Source organism: Mesorhizobium sp. M1322 (assembly GCF_040318085.1).
In the GTDB taxonomy this organism is placed as follows: domain Bacteria; phylum Pseudomonadota; class Alphaproteobacteria; order Rhizobiales; family Rhizobiaceae; genus Mesorhizobium.
The window spans coordinates 34553-59787 of sequence record NZ_JAMYLP010000032.1 but is presented as its reverse complement, the minus strand read 5'-3'; the positions used below and the strand labels follow the sequence as shown (position 1 = coordinate 59787).

Sequence of the window (25235 nt, the reverse complement as noted above, 5' to 3'; positions counted from 1 at the left end):
CCCCTCTGTCCTGCCGGACATCTCCCCCAACTTGGGGGGAGATTGGACGGCGCGACGGCTTTCGCCAATTGTCAGCGTTCCAAGAATGAGCGAGGCGCCGAAGCTGCCAATCTCCCCCCCCGTTGGGGGAGATGTCCGGCAGGACAGAGGGGGGCACCGTAGAGCGCCATCCTCTCCCAATACCAACATCGGGCAAAACCAATCGCGAGCAACATCATGAGCATAACCGCGATCCAACCCGTACCCTTCGGCCGCCGCCTCAAGCGCTTCATGGCCGACCGGCCGCTGATTCCTCTGATCATCCTGCTGGTCATGCTGGTGGTGATCCTGCAGATCCTGCGCCCCGGCATCGTCAACGAGCGCTGGCTCGCCAACACCGTCAAATTCGCCATTCCGCTGGCAATTCTTGCCGGCTGCCAGACCATGACCATGCTGACCGGCGGCATCGATCTGTCGGTCGGAACGGTGGCGACGATGAGCGCCTTCATCATGGCGACGCAGGTCGTCAATCATGATCCGGCGGTGGCGATCCTCATCGCCTTGGTGCCGGCGGTGCTGATCGGCCTGGTCAACGGCATCGGCGTTGGCGTCTTTCGCGTGCACCCGCTGATCATGACGCTCGGCACCAGCCTGATCGGCACCGGCTGCCTGCAGGTCTACCAGCGCACCGTCATCGCTTCGGGCGCCAAGATTCCGCCCTTCCTGGCCTGGCTCGGCACCGGTCTCACCTATGGCGTGCCCAACGCGCTGCTGCTGTTCGTGCCGATCGCCGTCCTCATCGTCTTCACCTTGAACCGCACCGGCTTCGGCCGCCTGCTTTACGCGGTCGGCGACAATGAAGGGGCAGCACGCCTGTCCGGCGTCCGCTACTGGCAGGTCATCACCGCGCTCTACGTCATCTCGAGCGTGCTCGCCGGCATTACCGGGCTGCTCTATATCGGCCTGATCAAGGCGCCGTCGCTGTCGTTGGCCGAACCGCTGGTGCTGCCTTCGGTGGCAGCCGCGGTGATCGGCGGAACCTCGATCTTCGGCGGCCGCGGCGGCTATACCGGCACGATCATCGGGGCCCTCATCCTCACCGTGCTGACAACGCTGCTCACCATCCTGCAGATGCCCGAAGGGGCGCGGCGGATTCTGTTCGGGCTGATTGTGCTGTTCGTGACGGCGGCGTATTTGCGGATTATTGAGGATCGGTAGGGGAAGGCTGATGCGAGCAACTGCTTTGTCTCGAAGCAAGACTCTCGCACACGGAGCCGTGCATTACAGCTTTACGCCCAATCTCAGCCGTTCGTCGACGCTCAGCTCGATCCCGAATGCCGCCGTTCGCTCAGTCGTGGTGATGGGCTCGAGTCAACCGCGCAATCCAATGGATTGGCTATCCGCCGGCATGATCCCCGCCGGAAGAGCGAATTCGAACCAACGGCCGCTCGATGAACGGTCGAGATCTCTACCGGTGGGCTCTCGGGGAGCTGCTGATAACAAACTCAACTTAATTTCGGATCGGGCTATAAGGCATTTGCCGAATATGGTGGCGACGTGCTTGCCTATTTCACCCCATTCACCAAGGACGGGGCCGCCGGAATGAAGGCGAGCTTTCGGCGACCGGCGAGGAGCCAGTCAGCGACTGACATTGGGTCGTTGCCGGAATGCCGCCGTCGAAGACGAGAAGCACTGGCTGGGGGTCGATGGCCACATCGGGAGGTGAACCCATGGAGCCGCGCGCCAAGGAACAGGAGAACCTTTCCCGGCTCGAACGGGCCGCGCAACAGACTGCTGATGCGTCGCGGCAGACAAGCCCGGATACTCGAACGTGTGCGTCCAACCCTCCTCACTCGTTCGTGTCGACATGGCTCGCGATCTCCGACTCAGGCGGACCCCATGATTCACAACCGACCCCAAGGAACACTGTTGCCGCCCATCTAGCCGTCTTATCGGTATCGGCGAAGCCGCTGATGTGTGCTAAGCCGCCGCCCGAATAGCCAAAGGAGTACACCCGTGAGCGAGCCGACCGTGGCCGAGGCGACCGAAAGCATCTATGCATCGCTCCGGGCGAACAATACCGATATCGACGCACATATCGCGGCGCTCAAAGCAGCGCTGGCGCGAGAGGGGATAGAACAAGCGGTGTTCGATCCGACCAGGCTGGCGCAGAACAACCGTTCGGGCCGCAAGCTAATGCAGGCTTATTTTCGGCAGCGCGGCGTGAGCGTGAGGTTTTCGGCCTCTTAGGGGCGCACGCTGAGGCGCCACGGCCCGCCGGCAATCATTGTGGTCCAATATCCCGCGGGGAGTTCAGGCAAGTCCGCTTTTGGCTTCTGTAGGCCGACATGCGGCTGCCGGCCCCGCCGACGTCAAAGTACCTAGGAAATCGGCCGACAAATGGTCAATTCAATCACCTGCGCCGGCTGCCGAGTACATCAGCAACCGATTCGCCGCTTCTGGCCTTCGGATTTGACCGGATCAATCGCAGGAATCTGCCGCCTTGAGCGCTTCGGCGCGGTCAGATTTGTCTAACGCGCCTATCCGTCGAACCGACGCGAAGAATCGTGGATAGTCGCCCGAACACAAATCGAACAAGCGGAGAAACGTCGCCACCCGATCGCCGTAGACGGAAGTCGCGGCGAGCTTCGCGTTGTTAATCGGAGAATCGAACCAGACATCGTATCCTCGGTATCCACGCCAGCGACTGTCGCGCATCTCTCGGTAGCGCATCCGCAGCCGTTCGATCGCGGCTACCTTTGCGGCCCGCTTCTGCTCAGAGGTAGCGCTGTTATCATAGACGTGCCGTAGCTCGTCTCGGGTCTGCGACACCAGCGCAAGAAATTGAGCTCTGCGCCTCCGGTCGGCTTCGTAACGGCGCAAACCGGCAGTATCCCCATTCGCGCGCAGCCATTTTCTTACACCGGTTGTTTCGACAGCGGCAGCGAACGCTTCGTTGAACGCGGAATCGTCCTGTACGTAGATGCGCTGGTGGGCCAGCTCATGGAACACCAGCGCTGCAAGACCCGCTTCATCTTGGCTGAGCATGGTGCTTAGCAGCGGGTCACTTGACCAGCCGAGCGTGGAATATGCAGTGATGCCCGTCACATAGACGTCCAGGCCCTGTCTCTGAAGTTCGACGGCGGTTTCAATCGCAGACCTTTTGGAGAAGTACCCTCGGTACGGAACGCATCCGAACACTGGAAAGCACCATGTTCGTGGCGTCAGCGAGAATTCCGGCGCGGCGAAGATGGCCCATGTCACCGCGTCCCGACCAACGTCAACATAGCTGCGGTAGCTATTGTTGTCCGGCAGCGCTAGTTCATCTATCGCAAACTGTCGGATGGCGCTCGCCGATGCCATTCGAGCGCGCAATGTCCCAGGGGTCGAAGGATCGTCGATCAGCTCTCCGACATCCTGGCGCGCCGCCATGATCTCCACGTGACCCTTCAAGGATTGTGCGTAGTAAGAAATGCTGGTGCAACCTGCCACGCCGGATATCACGATCATCGCAGCAACCGAACGAAAAAAAGCATGCATCACGGTTCGCCCACGAGATTGCTCACACGTCCGGATAGGGCAATGTCGCAACCACGCCCGGTCCCAAACAGTCGCGCCAATTTGGTTAATGTCCTGGAATGGTTTAGGTTAGACGTTCGTCCTCGGCAAGATTGTCACAATTCGGTCACTGGCCGGCAAATTGCCGACTGTCCGGGCACGGCGGACTGAAGCAACGCAGCATTTTCCACTTTGAGGCGAAGTAATTCTCAATTATGGTCCGCCAGGCTTTTGGCATGAGGGGGAATATTGCCGATGGTTTTATCACGCAGGGGTGTCGTGCTCGGCGGCCTGGCGCTGGTCGCGGTGGGTGCAACCAGCAATATTGCTCAAGCCGCGGCGGCAAAATCCTTTTTCGCCGGTACCGCCAGCGACAACAATTTTGTCTATCGCAAGACCAACTTCGCCAAGATCCACAAGAGATGGCATCGCCAGATCGTCAAGTATTTCAGCAGCGAGCCGGTCGGCACCGTCGTGGTCGATACCCGCCACCACTTCCTCTACGTCATCATGGAAAACAAGACCGCCATCCGCTACGGCGTCGGTGTCGGCAAGGACGGCTTCAAATGGTACGGCCGCGCAACGATCGACCGCCGCGCGCTGTGGCCGCAGTGGGTCCCGCCCCCCGAAATGCGTAAGCGCAGGCCGGACCTACCGCACATGGTCGCAGGCGGCGCGTCCAACAATCCGCTTGGGCCGCGCGCGCTTTATCTGCACCGCAACGGCGCCGACACCGGTTACCGCCTGCATGGCACGCTGGAGCCATGGAGCATCGGCACCGACGCTTCCAGCGGCTGCATCCGCATGTTCCCGGAAGACATCATCGACCTCTACCAGCGCTGCCCGATCGGCACCGCGGTGCAGGTCCTGCCGCACATCGCCGACCAGGCGCCCGCTTCCACCACTGTCGAATGATTGGCGCCACATGAACCGCATGATTGAAAACACGCGCCGGCTGCTCGCCGCCGGCCTGCTGCTGCTGGCCGCATCCTGCTCGACCAGCAACACGCTGGCCCCTTCCACGCCCGACATCACCAACACCGAGGTTGCCGGCTTCCAGAACGTGCAGCCGGGCAGCGAGGAGGATTTTATCCTCAATGTCGGCCGCCGCACCTATTTCACGCAAGGTTCGGCCGCGCTCGATTCTGTCGCCAAGGCCACCCTCGACACCCAGATCGCCTGGTTGGCAAAGCATCCGCGCTGGCTGCTCAAGCTGCAGGGCTTCGCCGACGATCCCGGCGCAAGTGAAACGGCGCTGTCGCAGCAGCGCGCCGATGCGGTGATGGACTACATCGCCGCCGGCGGCATAGACCGCAACCGCATGTGGGCCAAGGGCTACGGCAAGGACAGGCTCGTCCGCGACTGCCCCGACACCGCCTGCAGGTCGCAGAACCGCCGCGTTGTGTCTAATTTGCGCGATGTGAGGGACGAGCCATAGGGGCTGCTGTTCTGCTTGTGACCCGAAGCAGAGTCTCACACGCGACGGCGGCATGGATCGAGGACGGGAGCCACTACACTACTTGATCCTGCAGGAAACTGATCGACCATGGAGTAAAGGTCACTTCCGCCAGAGGCAGCTCTTCTGGGTGCTTTTGAGTTTGCTTCTATGCTACTTTGAGCCGCGAAGGCCGCCCTCAGCTGGCTCCCAGATATGTTTCAGCAATGCCGATGCTAGTCGACGTCGCGTCGGTACGCTCCTAGCTGGCCCAGGCGTAGAAGACGGCGAACAGCAGAAGCCACACCGCATCGACAAAATGCCAGTACCAGGATGCCGCCGTCGTTATGAAGCCGGCGCCGCCGGCTGAGCGCGCGCGGATCACCCGATATGCGGCGATCGACAGCAACAAGATGCCGATAACGACGTGCAGGCCGTGGAAGCCAGTCGTAAGGAAGAAGATCGAGGGATAGACACCGTCGCGGAATCCCACCGAGGCGAGGCTGAATTCCCGAAGCTGAAGGCCGACGAACACGCCGCCGAGCGCGATCGCCACGGTAAGCCCAATAGCCGAAAGCTGCCATCGCTCTTTCAGAAGCCAGTCATGCGCCGCTGCGACGCAGACCCCCGACGCGACGAGGATCACTGTATTGAGAAGCGGGCCGCCCCAAGGGTCGTCGGGGCGCATCGGCGTAGGTGGCCATGAGCTGAACCCCGCGATCTCCGGATAGATCGCGTATCGTAGGTAGACGGCGAACAAGGCGGCGAAGAACGCTATCTCGGACGCGATTAAGGCGATGATCGCGATCCTCGGGCCAAAGGTGTTTTGCGGACCATTCGCACGCTCACCACTCGTCGCCCGCGACCACGCTGTCAGAGCGATGAACAATGGCAGAAGCCCCACCGCGATCACGAGCGGACCGAGTACCGCGATGCTGCCGGCCAGCGTGCCGAACAGCGACGGATGGAAGAGCGCGAGACCGGCGCACGCCAGCAGGAACAGCGAGACAGCAATCGCGACAGGCCATCGGCCATCCGTGCCGCCGACCTCGGTGCCAGTCTTGCTCACGCGCCTGCCTCCGCGCCCACCGTGCCACGCGGACGCGCCATCTCGGGATCGTCATCCCATTCATGCGTGAAAGCCGGACCCCACACATCGCGCGGGGCCGGCGCGCCACGGCGCAGCGAGACCGCAAGCATCACCAGGAACAGCAGCGTGGAGGCGAGCGCGAGCACAGCGCCGAGCGACGCAATCATATTCCAGCCCAAGAAACCGTCTGGATAATCCGCGATGCGCCGGGGCATTCCTGCCAGTCCGAGAAAATGCATCGGGAAAAACAGAACGTTGGTGCCGATGAAGAAGCACCAGAAATGCAACCGTCCAACCCACTCCGGGAACATGCGTCCGGTCATGCGCGGGAACCAGTAATAGTAGCCGGCGAAGATCGCATAGGTCGCGCCGAGGCTCAGCACATAGTGGAAATGCGCGACGACGTAGTAGGTGTTGTGCAGCACTTGATCCGCGCCGGCATTGGCAAGCACGATCCCCGTCGTGCCGCCGACCGTGAACATGATGATGAAGCCCAGCGCCCACAGCATCGGGACGGTGAGGCGGATCGACCCGCCCCACATAGTGGCAATCCAGGCGAACACCTTGATGCCGGTCGGCACCGCGATCACCATCGAGGCCAGCGTGAAGAAGGCACGCGGCGCGAAGCCGACACCGACGGTGAACATATGGTGCGCCCAGACGATGAAACCCAGCGCCGCAATTGATGCCATCGCCAGCACCATGCCGGGATAACCGAAAATCGGGCGACCTGAGAACCGCGAGACGATCTGGCTGATGATGCCGAAGGCCGGCAGGATCATGATGTAGACCTCCGGATGGCCGAAGAACCAGAAGAGGTTCATGAACAGCATCGGGTCTCCGCCGCCGGCTGGATCGAAAAAGGCGCCGCCGAAATTGCGGTCGGCAAGCAGCATCGCCAGCGCGGCCGCCAGCACCGGCATGGCGAGAAGCAGCATGAGCGACGAAATCAGGATCGACCACACGAACAGCGGCATGCCGAACAGCGGCAAGCGATCCTCGCGCATGTTGAGGATGGTAGTGACGAAATTGATCGCGCTGATCACGGAAGAAATGCCGGCCAAGTGCAGCGCGAGGATCGTCATGTCGACCGACGGTCCGGGCTGGCCGTCTATGCCCGACAGCGGCGGATAGAGGCTCCAGCCGGTACCCGTTCCGTCGCCGACCAGCAGCGACCCGATCAGCATGATCAAGGACAGCGGCAGCAACCAGAAGCCGAGACTGTTCAGTCCCGGAAAGGCCATGTCGCGCGCACCAATCATCAGCGGGACGAACCAGTTGCCGAAGCCGCCGATCAACGCCGGCATCACCATGTAGAAGATCATGATTAGGCCATGCGCGGTGATCAGCGCGTTCCAGGACTGGCCGTTGACGACATAGTCCATGCCCGGCTGCGCCAGTTCGAGCCGCATGTAGCCCGAGATCGCGCCACCCAGCGTCCCCGCCATGATCGCGAATCCGAGATAAAGCGTGCCGATCGCCTTATGGTCGGTGGTGAACACCCAGGCCGCAATCGACCGGCACTCGCGCCTATGTTCGGTGGCGCTCATTTCGCCACCTGCGCTGATATGGTCGCGGCACTGACGACCGGATATCGCGTTGCAGCGTCCCGCACCCAGGCGTCGAAATCAGGCTGCGCCATGGCCTCGATCGCGATCGGCATGAAGGAGTGGTTCAGACCGCAGATCTGGTTGCACTGCCCGTAATAGACGCCCGGCTTCTCGACGCGTGTCCAGGTTTCGTTGAGGCGCCCGGGCATGGCGTAAATCTGTAGGCCCAGTGCCGGCATGAAGAAGGAGTGCACGACGTCCGACGATGTCACCTGTATGCGAACGACAGCGCCGACCGGGACAACCATGCGATTGTCGACCGCTAGCAGACGCGGTTCACCGGCCGGAACGGAGGCCGGCGGCAACATGATGGAATCGTATGCGAAGCCGCCATTGTCGGGATAGGAATAACGCCAGAACCACTGATGGCCGCTGGCCTTTATCGTCAACTCTGCGTCGGGAATATCGCTCTCATAGGCGAGCAGCTGGAGCGACGGCGCGGCGATCGCGCCCAGCACCAGCACCGGCGCGATCGTCCAGCCGAATTCCAGCCACGGCATGCGCGTGACTTTTGACGCCGTGGGGTGCCGGCTCGCCCGGAAGCGCAAGAGCGCGAAACCCATCAGCATGGCGACGAGCGCGACGATGCAGACGCCGATCAGCAATATGTGGTCGTGCAGCGCAACGATCCGCTCCTTCGTCTCCGAGGCCGAGACGCCGAAACTTGTCTGCCAGTTCGCCGGCGCCTGCGCCAAGCCGTGCCGTGCGTCGAGCATCATTGCGGAGACAAAACCGAGGAAAACAGTGCCCCGCCCGCGCATGACATTTACGCCCTCAGCACGGAGATGAGATGCGCGCCGAGGCGCGCACTGAGCGCCGCAATGGTGAGCGTGGGCGCATTCGCCGTGATGGACGGGAAGACGGACGAGCCGACGATGTAGAGGTTTGGATGGTCGTGGCTCTTCAGGTCCCTGTCGACGACCGAGGTGAGCGGGTCATCTCCCATACGTGTCGTGCCCCCCATGATCGCGCTGTCGGCGATCGGGCCGAGCTGCTTGATCTGCGTGGCGCCGAGTGCAGCCATGAGCTTGTTCTGCACATCGCGCGCGACCGCCAGCCCGCGCGCCGTGTAGTCGTCAGACTTGAAGGCGATGTTCGGCCGCGGAATGCCGATCCCGTCCATCTGATCGCTCAGCGTCACGCGATTGTCCGGATTGGGAAGCATTTCGGCAGAGCTGCCAATGATCAGCTCCCGCGCGACGTGCGAACGGACTGCCGCCTTCAGCGCATCGCCGCGCAGGCCCTGTTTGATGAAGGTCGTCGCAGCCTGGAACGGACCGACCGCCCGCGCCCAGCCCTCATTGGAAGGCGAGATGCCGATGGCCGCACGCTCGTTGCGGAAATCGCCGTCCCGAAGCTCGGCAATGCCGCCGGTCGAGACCGGTCCGCGATAGGTGAACACGGGATCCCTGGTCAGTCCCTGAATGCCGACATCGATCTGCGACAGCAGATTGCGGCCGACCTGGTCGGAACTGTTCGCCACGCCCGTCGGCGCATTGTCTCCCGTCGAAAGCAGTAGCAGCTTTGGCGTCTCAATGGTATGCGCCGCGATGACCACAATTTTTCCGATCGCGCTGCCCTCGCTGCGATCCGGGCGACGGTAACGCACTTCGGCAATGCGTTTGTCCGGACCGACGACTAGCTCGTGCACCACGGCCTGCGGCTCGACATGCGCGCTGGCGCGCTCCGCGATGGCGAGATGATGCGTCGCGTCGTACTTCGCCTGGATGGGGCAGATCGGCACGCAGCTCGCATTGCCGCAGCATTGCGGGCGGCCATCGCGCCACACCGAATTGCGCGCCTGTGCAAATGGCAACACCGAGTAGCCGAGCGCCTTGGCAGCGATGCCGACCTGCTTGTCGGCATAGGTCATGGGGATCGGTGGCATCGGAAACGACTTTGAGCGCGGCGCGCCGAAATCGGCGGTGTCGTCGCCCGCGACGCCGATCTCTTCCTCGGCGGCCTGGTACCACGGCTCCATATCGCCATAGGCGATTGGCCAATCGACGCCGACGCCGAACTTCGAGTGCATCTTGAAATCGTTTGGCCGGAACCGCGCGGCGAGCCCGCCCCAGTGCCACGTGGTGCCGCCGACGATCCTCGCCTGCTGTCCCCTAAAGGTGTCCGGCCCAGCCTCGACATAGTAGGCGGAGAAGTCGGATTCTTCCGGCTGCGGCGCATAGGGCTGGTCGGGGTAAGGCGAGTTCTGGCCCTTCGCGGACGAGTACTGGAATCGTGTCACAGCGGTGCCGCGATCGACGCGCGGTCCCGCCTCGAGGAACAGCACGCTGAAGCCTGCTTTCGCGATAGCCGCGCCGGCAAGCGCCGCGGCTACGCCTGAACCGACAAACACGACATCGGCGGACGCCGGCGCGGTCATTCGGAAAACCGTCCTGGCGGCGGTGCGTTCGCCCACGCGCCAAAATTCGTGTCGCATCGCGTCGGCGGCTTGGTGTAACCGCAGGCATGCCAGACGAATGCATCGAGATAGGTAAGAACGCGTTCTTCCGAGCCGTGCATGATGCTACCCGTATACCAGGCTTGGATGAGCGTTTCCGACAGCGGTTTCAGCCCCGCCGACGCTATCGCGCTGTCCCATTCTGTCTCGGGCTGTTCCGTCACGATCGCATGCAGTTTTCCGAGATCGGCGGCGTCAGCGGAGAATGCCTGCAGGAACAATTCCGGCAGCGTGGCGTCGCTCGGCGACATGCCCGTCAGTATGCCTGTCAATTCGCGAAACGCGCCGGGGTCGATCGCGCTGCTCAAGGCGACTTGGCTACGGGCCGCGGCGGGCAATCCGAAGAATGCGGCGAGTGTCGAGACGGCAATGAGAAGCTCGCGTCGCCGCACTGTTGCCGGCGCAGAATGACGCGCCGCCGGCTCCCCTACCTGCTTGGGCAGACGCGCATCGTCACTGCCAGCCATCGGTACCCTCAAGGCGAGCCTCTGCTGAAACAACGAGGCCGCACGCTTATCTGAAGCTACGGCTCAATCTGAGCTTGGTCAATCGACCCTTTCAAGCTCAGAACAGTCGAGCCAGAGAGCTCCAAATTTGAGATCAAAAGCGCCGCTTGGGCCTGACCTTGCACGCGCGACCTATCCATGCGGGTGCGGTCGTTGCTGTTCTGGTCGCCTGAGGCGGCGGCGGAATGGCAGCTTCTCGACACAGCATCCCAAATGCAGCCGGTCAGTTCTCGACCAAAACGCGTCTTCACCTTGAACCGCACCGGCTTTGACCGCCTGCTTTACGTCATCTCAGCGTGCTCGCCGGCCTGCTCTATATCGGCCTGATCAAGGCGCCGTCGCTGTCGCTGGCCGAGCCGCTGGTGCTGCCTTCGGTGGCAGCCGCCGTGATCGGCGGCACCTCGATCTTCGGCGGCCGCGGCGGCTACACCGGCACGATCATCGGCGCGCTGACCCTCACCGTGCTGACGACGCTGCTGACCATCCTGCAGATGCCAGAAGGGGCGCGGCGGATTCTGTTCGGTCTGATCGTGCTGTTTGTGACGGCGGCGTATTTGCGGATTATCGAGGATAGGTAGGCGGTGACGCGAGCTGCTGATCCGAAGCGGACAGTCGGCATCCCCGCCAGTAGGACCGCTACCGCACGCAGTAGCGAAGGACTACGCGACGGGAGTTGGGGCGGCAGCGTCTCTCATACCGTCGCGCAGCAACTGCACTTTACGGTTTAGCTCGATCATTTCGGGCACCGTGAAGCCCGAATGGAGCAGTAGGGCGGCCGTCAGGCAGCCTGTCTTGGCGTGAAGGTTAGCGCCCTTTTCACTTAAATGGACCTGCACCTGCCGCTCATCCGTTGTGCTGCGCTGGCGAGCAACAAAGCCCGCAGCTTCGAGGCGCTTTACGGCCGGCGTGATCGTGCTTGGCTCCAGCGCCAGCCTGTCCGCGATAGCGCCGATCGTTAGCCCGTCGCGCTCCCAAAGGGCGCTCAGTACCAGGTACTGGGTATAGGTAACGCCAAGCTCATCCAGCATCGGCTTGTAGACACGCTGAATGGCGATCGAGGCGGAATAGATTGAGAAGCAAAGCTGGCCATCAAGCGGTAGCACGGGGTCGTTGGCCATTGTAGTCTCCATTTCGTGGCGCGGACGTCCATTACCACAAAAAATGATATCGCGATAAAGAAATCGCTTTACAAGGCGAATGCGCATCTGTACACGTTGGTTATCGCGATAATGATTATCGTGACAAACAAGGAGATGCCGATATGATCAAGACCCTCGTCGCCGCCGCTACGACACTCGCACTGGCGGCAACCACGCCCGCCGCCGCACAGCCAGCAGGCGTTAAGAACGTCGTTCTCGTCCACGGCGGCTTCGTCGATGGTTCGGGCTGGCAAGGCGTCTACAACATCCTGAAGAAGGACGGTTACAACGTCACCATCGTTCAGAATCCGACGACCTCGTTGGCTGACGATGTAGCCATGACCAGGCGCGCGATTGCCGAACAGGACGGTCCTGTCGTTCTCGTCGGCCATTCTTATGGTGGCGTCGTTGTCAGCGAAGCCGGAACGGACGAGAAGGTGAAGGCTGTCGTCTACATTGCCGCGTTCGCACCGGACAAGGGTGAGTCCGTTTCCTCGCTGATCGCCAATCCGCCTGCTGGCGCGCCTGTGCCTCCCATCCTGCCGCCCGTGAATGGTTTCCTCTTCCTCGACAAGGACAAGTTCGCTGCCTCGTTCGCCGCAGATGTAGACGCCGATGTGGCATCGTTCATGGCCGATTCGCAGGTTCCGTGGGGCGTCGAAGCGCTGACCGGCGCAGTCACCGATCCGGCATGGAAGTCCAAGCCGAGCTACTACCTGGTTGCGTCTGAAGACCGAATGATCCCGCCGGCGGCGCAGCGCATGATGGCCGGGCGGGCCGGATCAACCATCACGGAAACCGCCGGCAGCCATGCCGTCTATGTATCAAAGCCCGAGGCTGTCGCTGCACTCATCGAGCAGGCTGCGACAAGCAAGTGAATGAAGCTACGTCAACCCCGAAGCGTCTGTCGGCGCTTCGGGAACTAACTCAAAGAGCCGCTGGTGCTGCCTTCGGTGGCCGCCGCCGTGATCGGCGGCACCTCGATCTTCGGCGGCTGTGGCGGCCGCGGCGGCACCATCATCGGCGCCCTCACCGTGCTGACGACGCTGCTGACGATCCTGTAGATGCCGGAGGGTGCTCGGCGGATTCTGTTTGGGTTGATCGAGCTGTTTGTGACGGCGGCGTATTTGCGGGTTATTGAGGATCGGTAGGAGAGGCTGACGCGAGTGGCTGCTTGTGACCCGAAGCAGACTCTCACAAACGGAGTCGTGCATGACAGCTTTGCGCCTCATGTCTGCCGTAGAGTATTATCCTGCGCCACCCAAAAGCGGACGTCGGCTATAGTGTGTGGGATGGTCGCAGTCCCTTATCCGTCTGAGATTAGGCCGTTGCGACGGCGGATGCGTCAACCCAAAGGTGCCAGAGAGCAATGGCGCCTGGGTCGTTCGCTGGCGGTGTCGTGTGGCCATAGAGGAAGGACCGGCCGTGCCCGGATCGTGCGGCGTCGCATGTCCCCAATTCGAGGGACGTCGGAGCATTTTCGACCGCATAGTTGGTCGCTTGTGCCGAAAGCGCAAGATAGGGCTCGAGGCGGGTCGCGATGGTTGTCCCGTCGCGCACATAAGCGATCATTAACGCCTCACGGCCACCCCAGCCATACTCCCCATTGAGGAAGCGCTGCAGGCCTTGGCTACAGTAGAGGTGTTCGCCCCTCGTGGCGTCGATAATCTTGGCTTCCGCGATTAGCGGGAATCGGCGCGTTCGAGCAGTGAGATGAATGGAAAGGTCGGGGCGCTTTTCCAGATGCGAGCCGTCAAAGCTTAAGCTCTCCTTGCCGCGCACGACGGACGCCACGAGCTGTCGCCAGACCTGGTCCTCCTCGATCATCCGGTTGAGGCGGGCTTCCAGCAGCGCGGTCACCTCGGCTTCGTCGCCCGTCGCGACCGTCCCTATGGCGCTCAGGCGGAGGTCCTTGAACGCCTGGGCCACGCCATCAGCGATGACGTGCAGGTGGACGTCGTGGATCGCCGCCAACGGCAGATCGACACCCCGGGTCAATTCCGCGATCTGGTCTGGACGGGGCACAAGCACAGGCGAACTCATCTGCGGTTGAGCCCTCTTAAGAAATCGAGGCGCGACCAGATGATGTGCTGGGCCAGCAGATGCGCCTGTGTGTCGCTCCAGTAGCGGTTCTGGGCCAGACGACCGATGAGTAGCGCGCCGCTGCGATCCTCCACCATCATCTCCGTCGCGGCCGTGGCATCGGCGATAGCGAGCAGCCCTTCCCAATCCTGTTCGATGCCGGCGTGGGGCGGCTTAGTCCCCGTATGCAACAGAAGTCCCAGCCAGGGGGACGTAGGACGATCAATCGCCATGCGCACGCTGACCGGCGTGTTGAAGCGTTTCGCCCAAGGCTCAAGTTCACCTTGGAGCAGCGCGCAGAAGTCGGCCGTGGTCTTCGGGTCGGGCCGGGCCTCCGCTGCGATCTTCGTCTCGGCGAAGGGCAGGTTGAAGGCGAGCGTGTCAGAAATAATCTGCAGATCGGTCGGCCCCAGCCCGTACAAATCCGCGACCCAGCGATCGACATCCTCCCAGCTCTTCTTGGACAAGTGCAGCCCATCGAAGAGCTGAGTGATCTCGTCTAACGTGCCGGGCGCCAGCTTGCGGAAGTCGGGCAAGGGAATGCGGTCGAGCGCGGCCTTCTCGATAACGTCGCGCTCGAACCCGAACTCGCCACTCGTGATGAGTGCGAGCCACAAGGCGAACTTGCTGCCGAACACGAGGGCGAGATAGCGCACTAGGACATCGGCACGCTCGAACTCACGCGGACTGTATCCGTAGAATTTTCATTGTACGCGACGGGATTGTTGGAAACCGCGACGCGGATCCGGCCCCGCTCCGCCGGTGGCGACTTGTGCACGATCGTGATCGGTGCCTCGAACAAGCGGGGATCGCGAGGATCGTGAACCCGGTCGTGCTGCAACGGTACGAGCTGATCGCTATAGATCAGGAGATCATCCAGGCATTCGATCGTGACATCGGGCAGTCCGTGCAGATACTGCGCTGGGGCGCCCGGTTGGCCATCGCCCTTCTTCCTGGTCCGGCTACTTGGCTTGAGGGTTTGATAGCCGCGCCCGGCACCCGCCATGCGGCCCCGGTCGGAAATGCCAACCGCATCCCGCCAGAACTTCTCGAGGGTGGGAAACCCCTTCGTTCTGATCCGCTCGACAAGGCCGAGGTCCGCCTTCGTTCCCCGGAACAGGATCTTGAGTATGTCGGGCGTCTCGACCATCTGTTGCGTCGCGATGACCTCGGCCGAATGCGCATCGATGCGCATGGCCCCCGAGGCATTGAGCGCGGTTTCCACCCTCGGGCTGATCAAGCGGAAACCCGTGCCGGTTTCCGGCATGCGGTTGGTCGCGATCAGCAGACAGAAGGGCGCCGAGATTTCCGGCCAGACTTTGGTCTGTCGCAGCTCGACACCGTTGATAACTGACGTCACGTCGAGCGTCTGAAAGAGCATTCGGCGCGCGCCGACCATGCCGTCTCCCTGTTGGAAGAGCAGACGGGCATGGAGTGCGAAGGCAATCTGGCCGCCGGGCTTCGCCCACTCCATAGCGCGCCAGACGAACGGGAGATCGAGTCCCTCGTTGGGAAGTGGTGGCGCGATCATGGCTCCGGTCCGTTCACTGGCGATGCGCGCGACTGTAGCCAGCACCAATGACCAGTCCGGCAACTTCGTCCCCGTCGACCACGGTGGGTTGCCGACGATCATGTCATAGCGGCCGCGATGTTCCTCGCCGACCAAGGGCCCGAGGCTTCCCAGCGCCGCACCGGGCGCGTCCGTATCCGCCCCGACCCGATGGAGCACCTTGCCACGCAGATCGTCAAAGCGGAGCTTGTCGACGGGCTGGGGCTCTGGATCGAGTTCGATCGAGATCAGATAAAGCGCCAGGGCGGCGAAGCGCAGTGCTGCTTCGTTGATGTCGAAGCCAGTGATCTGATCGTACAGGATTTCGCGCAGACGCTGCGTGTCGGGCCGCTTGCCGTCAGCGCGCCAGCGGGCGGCAACCAGTTCCCTGAATGCAGTAAGGAGGAACACGCCCGCGCCGGCCGCTGGATCGAGAATCCGCGCGCCGGCGGTCGCGCTATCACGCTCCAGCGCGCGAAATGACGCGCGCACGAGCAAGTCGGCGATGGGCCGGGGGGTATAGTATCCGCCTTCCTGTCGCTGCTTCGCCGGCGCGTGACTGCGCAGATAGAGTTCATAGGCCTGGCTGAGCACGCCGACGGGAATGTGGGCGAAATCGAGCCGATCCCAGCGCTCTGCCCATCCCAGAAAGAGTTGGCCGTCCGGCGCGCGCATCATGACGTTGCCAAGAACGTGATAGGCTTCGGGTGGCAGGTGATCGAATATGTCACCTGACAAGGGTAGAGGATCGCCGTTAAACGTCTCGTCTAGCCAGGTGCAAGTTGCACGCGCATTGTCGGCATTGTCGAACATTGCCGCCGCAACGTCCGGCGCGGCCAGATCTACCGGCAGGAGATCACGATCCCCTAGGAAGCGGGCGAAAAGGGCACGGCCCACCAGCGAGATCGCGTCGCCGTGTTCAAGCTCAAGACCGATCAGGCGATCGATCGCCTCGGTCAGCAAGTTGAGGACGACGTTGGAAATCCAGCTCTGCTTCGTTCGCACGGCCCGGGGCCGACGATTGGCCAGATGCGGCAACAGATCCTTGATCCCTTCGGCTGTCACGTCGATCGCGATGCGCGCTTGGGCAGGCGTCTTGCGATCGAGCGCAATGGCGTAGACGTCGAGTCGACCGGGAGCGACGATGCCGAGATATGGCGCATCCCCTCGCATCGCTAACAAGCGCCGCAGTCGGTGGATTTGTTCGTTGCCGTCGATCTGGTCGGCATCGACCAGGAAAACGAGCGGCGCATCCTGCCATTCATAGACGGCGCCGACGACGCCCAGGATCGAATTGCTGTCGCGTCTCGCGCTGGTCAGTGTGGCATAGGGAAGAAGCTCGGGGCCGTCGGCATCGAGCGAGTGCAGCGCCTGCCGGTCGGCGCCGAAGGGTTCGAGCCGGGCCAGCCAGTCAGTCATGGCCGTCTGTCAGCGGTGCGCTCACGACCGCAAATCCAGGCTTGCCTGCCGATCGCCGCCGAAATGGCCGCGACGGGTGGCGCCACGCGGCTTCTTAGTCGGTGCAACCTTGGCAATCGCGGTGCGATAGTCGACCCCGCACGCCGCCATTTCAGCGACGAGCACTGCAACAAGCGCGATGTGCTGCGGCAGTTCTCCCCGTGTTGCATAGTTCGTGATCGAATTGGGGTTCATGCCAATCAAATCGGCAAAGCTGCGCACACTGAGGCCCGCGCGCTCAAGTTCGGCAAGGAAGTCAGCGTAAGGCACCGCACCGTTTCATCTCAACACACTGTTTGATGTGTCATAGCACACAATACGATGTGTGCAATGCCAGTCGTTCGACTTCCATACAGCCGGTATAAAGCCGAAGGAGCAGAATAGTCGCATCTGCTCCAGGGTGAGCATCATGGTTCTATGATGCACAAAGGGCTAATTTTCCGCATTGTCACCCAGAACCGGACTGGTAGCACATGGCCAAAACGCGACGTCTGAGCAATGGTTCGGCGATGACCGCTCTTGACGGTTTGCTGATGTCGAGTGACGTCAGCTTGGCCGCCGCTTGAGCCGGCCGTTAGCAACGGTGAAGCGCGCCGGCAAAGGTCGTCTTCAGGAGGCTAAGCGGTCGGCCGGAAATCGCCGATGACGCGCTTGCCTTGCCGCGAAACACGCCGCCCGTCAGGCCCCTCCACAGCATTGATCATCGCGCACGTACCCCGATCAGCGCGAAGATCAGCGTGGAGCGATCTCTGCGACGAGATCGTTCGTGGTCTTGACCCCAGCCATGAAGCCGGCGGCATTGAATTCGTTCATGACGAAGAAAGCGCCGACGCCGCGTGTCGGTGCAATCGCAACATAGAGAAACATCCCTTGCAGTCCGCCGCTCTTCTGGAGGATGAGCGGGCGATGCTCGTTGGGGAGCATGATGACCCATCCGAGACCCATGGCGTCCATCGGGCCGCCGTCATCCAGCCCCACCACCGACGCGAGCCCGTCCCGGTACAAAAAAGCCGCGTGGTTCAAAAGCCGCAACTCGGCGTCGGCCGCGGAAGGCTTGTTGTCGACATGCCAGTTCATCCAGCGCAGCAGGTCGTTCGCGGTCGAGTACAATCCACCGGCGCACTCCATGGCTGTGCTCGTCGGCACGATTGGCATGGCGCTGCCGTCGAAGTTATGGCCCTGCATCAGGCGCGGCTCGTCCTCCGGTCTTGGGTTGAAAACCGTGTCTTTCATGCCGAGCGGATTGAGGACACGCTCCCGCAGGGCCTCGGCATAAGGCTTTCCCGAGACATTCGCGAGCGCCGCTCCAAGGAGGTCGTATCCGAAGTTCGAATAGAGAACGGCGGTGCCCGGCGCGAACAGCAGCGGATTGTCCTTGAGGGCGGCAATCTGCGCCTCTTTGGTGTTCGTAGAGAAGGGGTCGGAGGGGGGCGCCTCGGCCACTGGCACCTCCCGCGGAAGGCCGGAAGCTTGCGCGACGAGATCGATCAGGCGGAGGGCGCGGCCATCTTTCTCCGGGAGCGTGACGTCCCAGCCAAGGCGATCCTGCAGCCGGTCGGTAAGCTGTACCTTACCGTCGATCGTCAGCGAGGAAAGCACACTGCCGCAGAACACTTTGCTCACGGACGCGATACGGAACATTGTGTCGCCGTCGGGCACTTTCTCGCTCCCGTCGGCAATCTTGCCGAAACCGCCCAAGGCCGTCTCGCCGTTGCGCACGGCGCCGAAGATCAGGCCAGGCACCTCGGTGGAGAGATACAGGATCGTACCGTTGAACTGCACCGCTTCCGTCAGCAGCTTGTCCTCGGCATGTCCATAAGAGGGAATGGCTGCGATTGCCGTCAAAGCGATGGCCATAAGTCGGCGCGATCGACACAAACGCATTGCCAACTCCTTTGATAAAGCTGCAGAATAAAATCTTCGGAAAAAGGGCCGCCGCGTAGTATCTAACCATCTCTCCAGAAGCAGGAGATGTCAACAGAAAGAATCGAAGGGGTAATCGGCGGCGGTGGCGTAGTTTCGGCGGCTATTTGCGCTACAGTCCTGCCGTATTTCTTGTCCTTCGTCAGTTGATCGGGGCTGATCTCTAAAAGACTCGCCGCTGTACCTGCCGCTTGGCCATACCTCGCCTTGATGCGTGGCATCCCCCTTGCTCGCTCGGCCGCCGCCTCACACAGCCAAACTGCCCTGCTCCGCCTCCTCGGCGTTGGGGTCGCCCGGTGCCGTTGCCCAGGCCAATTCGACGAGCGTCACGACCCGCCGGCCGAGACCGTCAAGCTGGCAGACGATGACGCCCTGCTCCTCGATATAGGTCAGCAGGCGCCGGGCGCGGCGCAGCGAATGTGAGCCATAGGCGCGGGCGATCGCCGCGTCGCTCGGGCAGGGCCAGCCCTCCTTCGCCGCGCGGGCGATCATCATGAACACACCCTGCATATCCTCGGGCAGAAGCGAGGCGCGCACCGAGACCTCCTGCCACGCAACATCCCCGGCCATGTCGGAGCCGAGGCCGGCGCGGGCGCGCGTCAGCATGCGACGGAAGGCGGGCAAATCCGGCACGACTGACGCCAGGCCCTCTATACGGCAGCGGACCACGAATTCCTGATAGAGCACACCGATGACACGGAACCCCGCATCGGGCTGCGCCAGCACGGCGCGCAGGACACGATCCACCCGCTCACGCCGCTCCGCCAGATCCTCGGCGCTGATTGGCGGCGCCACCGCTTCGGGGCGGATTTCCAGGGCCGCCGATTTCGCCGCCATCAGCTGATCGAGCAGGTCCGGCGACGACCGGCGCTGCGGCCGGACGGTTTCCGGCGGCGGCGCTGCCAGGATGATCGCGCGGGCATCCGCCAGCGCTGCTTCCGGCAGCGGCATCAGCCGCGGGGTGCCGTTGCGTGGGCTTGTATCGGTCGGGCCGATGCGCAAGCCGAGCGGACGGCGCGACAGCGCCGGGCCCAGCGCCATGAATTGCCCGCGCTCCAGGTCGCGAAAAGCCTCCGCCTGCCGCCGCTCCATGCCCAAAAGGTCGGCGGCGCGCGCCATGTCGATATCGAGAAAAGTCCGGCCCATGAGGAAATTGGAAGCCTCGGCGGCGACGTTCTTGGCGAGCTTTGCCAGCCGCTGGGTGGCGACGATCCCGGCCAGCCCGCGTTTGCGGCCGCGGCACATCAAATTGGTCATGGCGCCGAGCGAGAGTTTGCGCGCCTCGTCCGAAACCTCGCCCGCCACTGCCGGCGCGAAAAGCTGCGCCTCGTCCACCACCACCAGCATCGGATACCAGTGGTCGCGGGCGACCTCGAACAGCCCGCCGAGGAAGGCAGCGGCGCGCCGCATCTGGTTCTCGGCGTCGAGCCCCTCGAGATTGAGCACCGTGGAGACGCGGTGGATGCGCGCGCGCTCGCCGGCGCTCTGCAAGCCGCGCTCGGTATGCTCCTCGGCATCGATGACGAGGTGGCCGAAACGGTCGCCCAGCGAGACGAAGTCGCCTTCGGGGTCGATGATGGTCTGCTGCACCCACGGCGCACTCTGCTCCAGCAGCCGGCGCAGCAGATGCGATTTGCCGGAGCCCGAATTGCCCTGCACCAAAAGGCGCGTCGCCAGCAGCTCCTCAAGATCCAGTGCCGCCGGGGCGCCCGCGGTCGTGTGGCCCATCTCGATCGCAACGGTCATGTCTCGACTCTCCTTGCGGAGAGGGCTTATCAACCGCATCGCGGCCCGTCGAGCGCGCATGGCCGGCTGCTCGGTGTTGCGCACAGCTCGACGCTGCGCGCGGCGTCAGTTCGCCGAGGTAAGCATCACGGGATCCTGCGTGAGATGCTGCCGCTTGACCAGGATGATGGCCGAGAAGGCCACTATGCCGAGTATGCCGGCCGCAGCGGTCAGCCAGAGCGACGGTTGGACGCCCATGCCTGCCATCGCCATGGCGAGGGCAAACGGCGCAAGTGCCGAAGAAAACTGACGTGCGGCCGTCACCCAGCCCAGCCGGGCGCCGTAGCGCTCCCGCCCAAACAGCTCCAGCGGCAGCGTGCCGCCGACGATGCTGGCGAGGCCCGAGCCCAATCCAAACAGGATGACGAAGGCGATGGCTCCAGGCAGCGATGGTGTCGTCGCCAGCAGGACGACAAGGCCGAGCAGCAACAAAGTCGCGCCGATCACAGCGAGCCAGGTCTGTGCCAGCCGGCCGCCGAACAGCATGTTGATCAACCGGCTCGCCACCTGGGACGGCCCGAAAAGCGTGGTGACGACGAGCCCGGCGGAGCCAAGCCCGAGCGCCGTCGTCAGCGGCACCATGTGAACGAGGATCGACGACAGCACGAAACCCTCGATGGCGAAGCCGCCAAGCATCAGCAGAAACACTCTGCTGCGGTCGCGCGCGGTGAAGGCAACCGGACCGCCTGCCGACCCGATGGCCGCAGGTGACGCCGAAGCGCTTTCGCCTGTCCGACGCGACAGCCGCGCCAGCCAGGCATGGATGGGCAGGCAGACGGCGACATTGATACCGGCAAAGACCAAATAGACCTCGCGCCAGGTCAGGTATTCGTGAAGTGCCGCCGTCAGCGGCCAGAACAGGGTGGAGGCGAAGCCGGCGATCAGCGTCAGATGGGTAATGCTGCGTTGCGCCCTGGCGCCGCCGATCTGGACGATCGCGATGAAAGCGGCGCTGTAGAGCACGAAGGCGGACGCCAGTTCCATCGCCATCAGAGCCAACACGAAGCTCGCCCGACCGGGTGCTATCGCGCAAGCGACAAGCGCTGCCGCGGCGGCAACCGAACCAAAGGTCATCACCCGGCCGGCGCCGAAACGATCGGCCCAGCGCCCTGCTGTCGGGGCAAACAGCCCACCCGCCAGCAGCGACGCCGACAAGGCGCCGAAAACCCATTGCTCCGGCCAGGCGAACTCGAGCGCGATGGACGGCACCAGGATGCTAAAACTGTAATAGAGCGTGCCGTAGCCGATGATCTGCGTCAGCCCCAACGCCCAGAGCGCAGCAGCCGGGATCTTCCGGTCGCTCATTGAGCGGCGATCTCGAGATCGTCGCTGCGCACTGCTGCGATCGCTTGCGTGCTGCCGCAGCCGCATCCAGACTTGCCGCTCGCTTTTGCCTTGGCATCGTCGACACAGCAGGCATCGACGGCCGCCGGCCCTGGTCCGCCACAGCAAGCTCCGGATGAGACGCCTGAAATAGGCAGCGGCACCGTGCAGATGCCGGTCTTGGGCAGCACCAGCTGCACGGCATCGGCGGCAACCATGTCGCCGGCGAGCGCCGCGGCGACCGAGCGGACCTGCTCATAGCCGGTCAGCAGCAGGAACGTCGGAGCCCGGCCATAGCTTTTGACGCCGACCGTGTAGAAATCAGGCTCGGGGTGGCTGAGCTCGCGGTGACCGTGCGGCGGGACATCGCCGCATGAGTGCTCGTTGGGATCGATGAGCGGCCCCAGCGCCTTGACGCCTTCGAGCCCCGGATCGAGGTCCAGCCGAAGCTCCCGGGCCAAGGCGAGATCGGGGCGCTGCCCGGTCGCGGCGATGATCCGGTCGACGGGGCCGAGCGTGCGCAGCCCCTCCTTTGTCTGGCCTTCGACAATCAGCCGGCCGTCGACCTCGCGAATGGCAACCGTGGCAAAGCCAGTCACCAGCCGCACGCGGCCGCTCTCGGCGAGCTGCCGGAACATCCGAACCAAGTTCGCCGCGCGCCGGCAGGGCGTCGGCATCGCCGCCGCCGTAGATGCGGACAAGATCGATGCCGCGCGTCACCCATAGTGCCGAAGTGCCCGGTTCGGTTTGCGCAAGCTCCGCCAATTCCAGCAAGGCATTGGCGGCGGAATGGCCGGCGCCAACCACCAATGTCGTGCGGGCTGCATAGAGATGACGGTCGCGGCCGAGAACATCTGGGATGCCGTAGGCGATGCGGTCTCCAAATTCCCTCTCGCCTTCGGCCGGTATGCCGCCCGCGCCGAGCGGGTTCGGCGTCTGCCAGGTGCCGGACGCATCGATGACGGCACGGGCGCTGTCCCGGCGCGTGCCTTTCGCCGTTTCGACCAGAAGCATGAACGGCAGCGTCTCCCGCGCCTTGCTCAGAACCTTGTCGGCCCCCCAGAGGGAAATGGCGACCACGCGGGCATTGGTCTCGATTGACGGCGCCAATCCGGGGAGCTTTGCCAGCGGCGCAAGATACTGGCCGACGATCTCATCGGCCGTAGGAAATGCCTCCGGCTCGGGCATCTGCCAGCCGTGGCTCTCCAGAAGGTTTCGGGCAACCGCATCGACACAATAGCGCCACGGCGTGAAAACCCGCACATGGCCCCAATCCAGAAGGTTCGAGCCGACCGCGGAACCGGCCTCGTAAACTTTGACCGGAAGGCCGCGGCTGACGAGCTGGGCGGCCGCGGCCAGGCCGACAGGTCCGCCGCCGATGATGGCAACCGGGAGATTGCTGTTGGGAACCATGACACACCTTCTATGTTTCTAGGATTATAGAAATATCGGTCAAAAAAAGAGTTACGCAGCCGCCTCCCCGACAGCCGGGCCGCATGCGGCATCGGCACAACATTCGTCGGCAAGAAAACCGAGGAGATCGTTCATGACGGGGTAATTGGCACGGCAGATCAGCGTCGTTGCCTGCCGCTCCTGGGTCACCAGGCCGGTCAGGATAAGCCGGTGGAGATGATGCGACAGGGTCGACGCAGCGATGCCCAAGGTTTCCTGCAGGTAACCGACCGGTCGCCCGGTTTCGCCTGCCCTCACCAGCGTGCGATAAAGATTGAGCCGCGTCGGATTGCCGAGCGCCTCGAGCTGTTTTGCTGCTTGTTCGAGTTTCATGGAATAAGGTAGTTCTCGCCGCCATGTGCCGTCAAGCGCTATTTCCAAGATTATCGAAGAACTGGATTAAACCTTCAGACGCGCCGCGCCGATGCATCGACGACAACTTCGCCGTCTTCCTTGGTGAACGGCCCGATATCCGGATTGGGCAGGATATCGAGAACCGCTTCGGACGGCCGTGCAAGCATGGTGCCGAGCGGCGTCACCACGATCGGCCGGTTGATCAGGATCGGATGCGCCAGCATGAAATCGACGATCTCGTCGTCGGTCCATTTGGGATCGCCGAGATTGAGCTCGGCGTAAGGCGTACCCTTCTCGCGCAGCACTTCGCGCGGCGTCATCCCCATCGCCGTGATCAGCTCGACCAGCCGTTCGCGCGACGGCGGATTTTTCAGATACTCGATCACATCAGGTTCTTCGCCGGACTGCCGGATGATGGCGAGCGTGTTGCGCGAGGTACCGCAGTCGGGGTTATGGTAGATGGTGATGGTCATTTCGCGGCTCTCATCGGTCTGATTGCTTTGGGGTCAGCGAGCAGCCACCCTGCCAAGGCCATGGCAAGCAGCGCGCCCAGCAGCTCGGCGACGATGAACGCTGGCAGGTCAACTGGACGGATGCCCGCGAACGTGTTTGACACCGCCCGCGCAATGGCGACCGCCGGATTGGCAAACGAGGTCGAAGCCGTGAACCAATAGGCCGCGGTGATGTAGAGCCCGACCAGCCAGGGGATGGACTCAGAACGGAAGCGAAGGCCCGCCAGAATGGTGAAGACCAGGCCGAAGGCGGCCACCAACTCCGCGAGCCATTGTCCGTTTCCGGTCCGCACGGTTTGCGAGATCTGTAGAATCGGCAGTTCGAACATGGCGTGCGCCAGCAGCGTTCCGGCGACGCCGCCGACAATCTGAGCGATGACATAGGCCAAAGCTGCGGTTGCATCGATTTCGCGCCTGAGGGCAAAGACCAGCGTCACCGCCGGATTGAAGTGCGCCTCGGAAATTGGTCCGAGTATGGTGATCAGCACCACCAGGATCGCTCCAGTCGGCAGCGTATTGCCGAGCAGGGACAGACCCACATCATCCGTCAGCCGGTCGGCCATGATGCCGGACCCGACGACCGTCGCGACGAGCATCGCCGTGCCGAGCGCTTCCGCGACAATGCGACGGGACAGGTCAGCCGCCATGGGTGTGCCCATCTCTAACATTTGCAAGTCACCGCCTGGATGACCGGCTGGCAGAGTTCTGGCGCGCCGTTGCAGCAATCCTCCATGAGATAGGCAAGCAGATCGCGAAAACCGGTCATGTCGGCGACGTAGCGGATCGTCCGGCCGTCACGCTCGGCGCGGACCAGGCCGGCATGGTCGAGAACCTTCAGATGCGCCGACATGGTGTTCTGCACCGTACCCAGGCGCGAGGCGATCTCGCCGGCAGGAACACCATCTGTGCCCGCCCGCACCAGCAGGCGAAACACCTCGAGCCTGGTGTCCTGGCCAAGCGCTGCCAGTGCGAGAAGGGCGGTGTTCTTATCCATGCATCCCAGAATCCGGAATTATGGATGT

The 25235-nt window shown here is 63.0% G+C and carries 23 protein-coding genes and 3 pseudogenes; 7 read left to right on the top strand and 19 right to left on the bottom strand.

The window, feature by feature from the left end:
- The first annotated feature begins 216 nt into the window (after nt 1-216).
- Together NKH12_RS14575 and NKH12_RS14570 are read left to right on the top strand one after the other, a co-directional pair.
- Entirely contained in the window at nt 217-1197 is a 981-nt protein-coding gene (locus NKH12_RS14575; protein WP_352953754.1) for an ABC transporter permease, read from the top strand.
- A 798-nt stretch (nt 1198-1995) separates the two neighbouring features.
- On the top strand, nt 1996-2229 hold the full coding sequence (locus NKH12_RS14570; RefSeq protein ID WP_352953753.1) for a hypothetical protein: 234 nt from the start codon (nt 1996-1998) through the stop codon (nt 2227-2229).
- A 231-nt stretch (nt 2230-2460) separates the two neighbouring features.
- Here NKH12_RS14570 and NKH12_RS14565 read toward each other — a convergent pair whose 3' ends face one another.
- The gene (locus NKH12_RS14565) at nt 2461-3519 is read right to left on the bottom strand and encodes an aminopeptidase (RefSeq protein WP_352953752.1); all 1059 of its coding nucleotides are present in this window, start codon (nt 3517-3519) and stop codon (nt 2461-2463) included.
- Between the two features lie 273 nt (nt 3520-3792).
- Here NKH12_RS14565 and NKH12_RS14560 point away from each other — a divergent pair, with 273 nt between their 5' ends.
- Together NKH12_RS14560 and NKH12_RS14555 are read left to right on the top strand one after the other, a co-directional pair.
- Nucleotides 3793-4452, top strand: coding sequence for a L,D-transpeptidase (locus NKH12_RS14560; RefSeq protein WP_352953751.1), 660 nt, complete (start codon nt 3793-3795; stop codon nt 4450-4452).
- Between the two features lie 10 nt (nt 4453-4462).
- A complete protein-coding gene (locus NKH12_RS14555) occupies nt 4463-4975 on the top strand; it encodes an OmpA family protein (protein WP_352953750.1) in 513 nt (170 codons plus the stop codon).
- A gap of 259 nt (nt 4976-5234) precedes the next feature.
- On the opposite strand, the gene NKH12_RS14550 is transcribed toward NKH12_RS14555, so the two are convergent.
- From NKH12_RS14550 to NKH12_RS14530, 5 genes are read right to left on the bottom strand one after another with little or no spacing between them, the layout of a single operon-like run.
- Nucleotides 5235-6041 (bottom strand): cytochrome c oxidase subunit 3, encoded by an 807-nt coding sequence (locus tag NKH12_RS14550; RefSeq protein WP_352953749.1) that lies wholly within the window; start codon nt 6039-6041, stop codon nt 5235-5237.
- Entirely contained in the window at nt 6038-7612 is a 1575-nt protein-coding gene (locus NKH12_RS14545) for a cytochrome c oxidase subunit I (RefSeq protein WP_352953748.1), read from the bottom strand. Before NKH12_RS14545 ends, NKH12_RS14550 begins: the two co-directional genes overlap by 4 nt.
- Nucleotides 7609-8433, bottom strand: a complete 825-nt coding sequence (gene coxB / locus NKH12_RS14540) for a cytochrome c oxidase subunit II (protein WP_352953747.1) — start codon at nt 8431-8433, stop codon at nt 7609-7611. Before coxB ends, NKH12_RS14545 begins: the two co-directional genes overlap by 4 nt.
- A gap of 5 nt (nt 8434-8438) precedes the next feature.
- The gene (locus NKH12_RS14535; RefSeq protein ID WP_352953746.1) at nt 8439-10052 is read right to left on the bottom strand and encodes a GMC family oxidoreductase; all 1614 of its coding nucleotides are present in this window, start codon (nt 10050-10052) and stop codon (nt 8439-8441) included.
- Nucleotides 10049-10597, bottom strand: a complete 549-nt coding sequence (locus NKH12_RS14530; RefSeq protein ID WP_352953745.1) for a sugar dehydrogenase complex small subunit — start codon at nt 10595-10597, stop codon at nt 10049-10051. The genes NKH12_RS14535 and NKH12_RS14530 overlap by 4 nt, the downstream gene beginning before the upstream one ends.
- A gap of 282 nt (nt 10598-10879) precedes the next feature.
- On the opposite strand from NKH12_RS14530, the pseudogene NKH12_RS14525 reads away from it, so the two are divergent.
- Nucleotides 10880-11214, top strand: a pseudogene (locus NKH12_RS14525) (ABC transporter permease); the annotation flags it as partial.
- Nucleotides 11215-11295: 81 nt separating this feature from the next.
- Here NKH12_RS14525 and NKH12_RS14520 read toward each other — a convergent pair.
- Nucleotides 11296-11754 carry a MarR family winged helix-turn-helix transcriptional regulator gene (locus tag NKH12_RS14520; RefSeq protein WP_352953744.1) on the bottom strand — a complete coding sequence of 153 codons (459 nt, stop codon included), beginning with the start codon at nt 11752-11754 and terminating at the stop codon, nt 11296-11298.
- 143 nt (nt 11755-11897) lie between these two features.
- Between NKH12_RS14520 and NKH12_RS14515 the strand changes: the two genes are divergently transcribed.
- On the top strand, nt 11898-12653 hold the full coding sequence (locus tag NKH12_RS14515) for an alpha/beta hydrolase (RefSeq protein WP_352953743.1): 756 nt from the start codon (nt 11898-11900) through the stop codon (nt 12651-12653).
- Nucleotides 12654-12701: 48 nt separating this feature from the next.
- Nucleotides 12702-12926: pseudogene (locus NKH12_RS14510) on the top strand (ABC transporter permease); the annotation flags it as partial.
- A 169-nt stretch (nt 12927-13095) separates the two neighbouring features.
- Here the strand turns inward: NKH12_RS14510 and NKH12_RS14505 are convergent.
- From NKH12_RS14505 to NKH12_RS14450, 12 genes and pseudogenes are all read right to left on the bottom strand, one after another.
- Nucleotides 13096-13773: a hypothetical protein gene (locus tag NKH12_RS14505; RefSeq protein WP_352953742.1), complete on the bottom strand. Its 678-nt coding sequence runs from the start codon at nt 13771-13773 to the stop codon at nt 13096-13098.
- A gap of 41 nt (nt 13774-13814) precedes the next feature.
- Nucleotides 13815-14513, bottom strand: coding sequence for a hypothetical protein (locus NKH12_RS14500; RefSeq protein WP_352953741.1), 699 nt, complete (start codon nt 14511-14513; stop codon nt 13815-13817).
- Nucleotides 14513-16825, bottom strand: coding sequence for an HsdM family class I SAM-dependent methyltransferase (locus NKH12_RS14495; RefSeq protein WP_352953740.1), 2313 nt, complete (start codon nt 16823-16825; stop codon nt 14513-14515). The genes NKH12_RS14500 and NKH12_RS14495 overlap by 1 nt, the downstream gene beginning before the upstream one ends.
- Nucleotides 16826-16846: 21 nt before the next feature.
- The gene (locus NKH12_RS14490; RefSeq protein WP_352953739.1) at nt 16847-17134 is read right to left on the bottom strand and encodes an XRE family transcriptional regulator; all 288 of its coding nucleotides are present in this window, start codon (nt 17132-17134) and stop codon (nt 16847-16849) included.
- A gap of 462 nt (nt 17135-17596) precedes the next feature.
- The gene (gene ampH / locus NKH12_RS14485; protein WP_352953757.1) at nt 17597-18748 is read right to left on the bottom strand and encodes a D-alanyl-D-alanine-carboxypeptidase/endopeptidase AmpH; all 1152 of its coding nucleotides are present in this window, start codon (nt 18746-18748) and stop codon (nt 17597-17599) included.
- 285 nt (nt 18749-19033) lie between these two features.
- Nucleotides 19034-20533, bottom strand: coding sequence for a helicase HerA domain-containing protein (locus NKH12_RS14480; RefSeq protein WP_352953738.1), 1500 nt, complete (start codon nt 20531-20533; stop codon nt 19034-19036).
- Between the two features lie 105 nt (nt 20534-20638).
- Entirely contained in the window at nt 20639-21877 is a 1239-nt protein-coding gene (gene arsK / locus NKH12_RS14475) for an arsenite efflux MFS transporter ArsK (RefSeq protein WP_352953737.1), read from the bottom strand.
- A pseudogene (locus tag NKH12_RS14470) lies at nt 21874-23308 on the bottom strand (NAD(P)-binding domain-containing protein). The gene arsK and the pseudogene NKH12_RS14470 overlap by 4 nt, the downstream one beginning before the upstream one ends.
- Before the next feature lie 51 nt (nt 23309-23359).
- A complete protein-coding gene (locus tag NKH12_RS14465; protein ID WP_095485005.1) occupies nt 23360-23680 on the bottom strand; it encodes an ArsR/SmtB family transcription factor in 321 nt (106 codons plus the stop codon).
- A gap of 74 nt (nt 23681-23754) precedes the next feature.
- Nucleotides 23755-24174, bottom strand: coding sequence for an arsenate reductase (glutaredoxin) (arsC, locus tag NKH12_RS14460; RefSeq protein WP_352953736.1), 420 nt, complete (start codon nt 24172-24174; stop codon nt 23755-23757).
- A complete protein-coding gene (locus NKH12_RS14455; protein WP_352953756.1) occupies nt 24171-24860 on the bottom strand; it encodes an aquaporin in 690 nt (229 codons plus the stop codon). The genes arsC and NKH12_RS14455 overlap by 4 nt, the downstream gene beginning before the upstream one ends.
- Nucleotides 24861-24874: 14 nt before the next feature.
- A complete protein-coding gene (locus NKH12_RS14450) occupies nt 24875-25207 on the bottom strand; it encodes an ArsR/SmtB family transcription factor (protein ID WP_352953735.1) in 333 nt (110 codons plus the stop codon).
- Nucleotides 25208-25235 lie beyond the last annotated feature (28 nt).

Excerpts from the sequence above, each read along its gene's own strand:
- NKH12_RS14515 (WP_352953743.1), top strand. The coding sequence starts at position 11,898 with ATGATCAAGACCCTCGTCGCCGCCGCTACGACACTCGCACTGGCGGCA.
- coxB (WP_352953747.1), bottom strand. The coding sequence starts at position 8,433 with ATGCGCGGGCGGGGCACTGTTTTCCTCGGTTTTGTCTCCGCAATGATG.
- NKH12_RS14450 (WP_352953735.1), bottom strand. The coding sequence starts at position 25,207 with ATGGATAAGAACACCGCCCTTCTCGCACTGGCAGCGCTTGGCCAGGAC.
- NKH12_RS14495 (WP_352953740.1), bottom strand. The coding sequence starts at position 16,825 with ATGACTGACTGGCTGGCCCGGCTCGAACCCTTCGGCGCCGACCGGCAG.
- NKH12_RS14480 (WP_352953738.1), bottom strand. The coding sequence starts at position 20,533 with ATGACCGTTGCGATCGAGATGGGCCACACGACCGCGGGCGCCCCGGCG.
- NKH12_RS14555 (WP_352953750.1), top strand. The coding sequence starts at position 4,463 with ATGAACCGCATGATTGAAAACACGCGCCGGCTGCTCGCCGCCGGCCTG.
- NKH12_RS14535 (WP_352953746.1), bottom strand. The coding sequence starts at position 10,052 with ATGACCGCGCCGGCGTCCGCCGATGTCGTGTTTGTCGGTTCAGGCGTA.
- NKH12_RS14520 (WP_352953744.1), bottom strand. The coding sequence starts at position 11,754 with ATGGCCAACGACCCCGTGCTACCGCTTGATGGCCAGCTTTGCTTCTCA.
- NKH12_RS14575 (WP_352953754.1), top strand. The coding sequence starts at position 217 with ATGAGCATAACCGCGATCCAACCCGTACCCTTCGGCCGCCGCCTCAAG.
- NKH12_RS14560 (WP_352953751.1), top strand. The coding sequence starts at position 3,793 with ATGGTTTTATCACGCAGGGGTGTCGTGCTCGGCGGCCTGGCGCTGGTC.
- NKH12_RS14465 (WP_095485005.1), bottom strand. The coding sequence starts at position 23,680 with ATGAAACTCGAACAAGCAGCAAAACAGCTCGAGGCGCTCGGCAATCCG.
- NKH12_RS14545 (WP_352953748.1), bottom strand. The coding sequence starts at position 7,612 with ATGAGCGCCACCGAACATAGGCGCGAGTGCCGGTCGATTGCGGCCTGG.
- NKH12_RS14565 (WP_352953752.1), bottom strand. The coding sequence starts at position 3,519 with ATGCATGCTTTTTTTCGTTCGGTTGCTGCGATGATCGTGATATCCGGC.
- NKH12_RS14455 (WP_352953756.1), bottom strand. The coding sequence starts at position 24,860 with ATGGCGGCTGACCTGTCCCGTCGCATTGTCGCGGAAGCGCTCGGCACG.
- NKH12_RS14530 (WP_352953745.1), bottom strand. The coding sequence starts at position 10,597 with ATGGCTGGCAGTGACGATGCGCGTCTGCCCAAGCAGGTAGGGGAGCCG.
- arsK (WP_352953737.1), bottom strand. The coding sequence starts at position 21,877 with ATGAGCGACCGGAAGATCCCGGCTGCTGCGCTCTGGGCGTTGGGGCTG.
- ampH (WP_352953757.1), bottom strand. The coding sequence starts at position 18,748 with ATGCGTTTGTGTCGATCGCGCCGACTTATGGCCATCGCTTTGACGGCA.
- arsC (WP_352953736.1), bottom strand. The coding sequence starts at position 24,174 with ATGACCATCACCATCTACCATAACCCCGACTGCGGTACCTCGCGCAAC.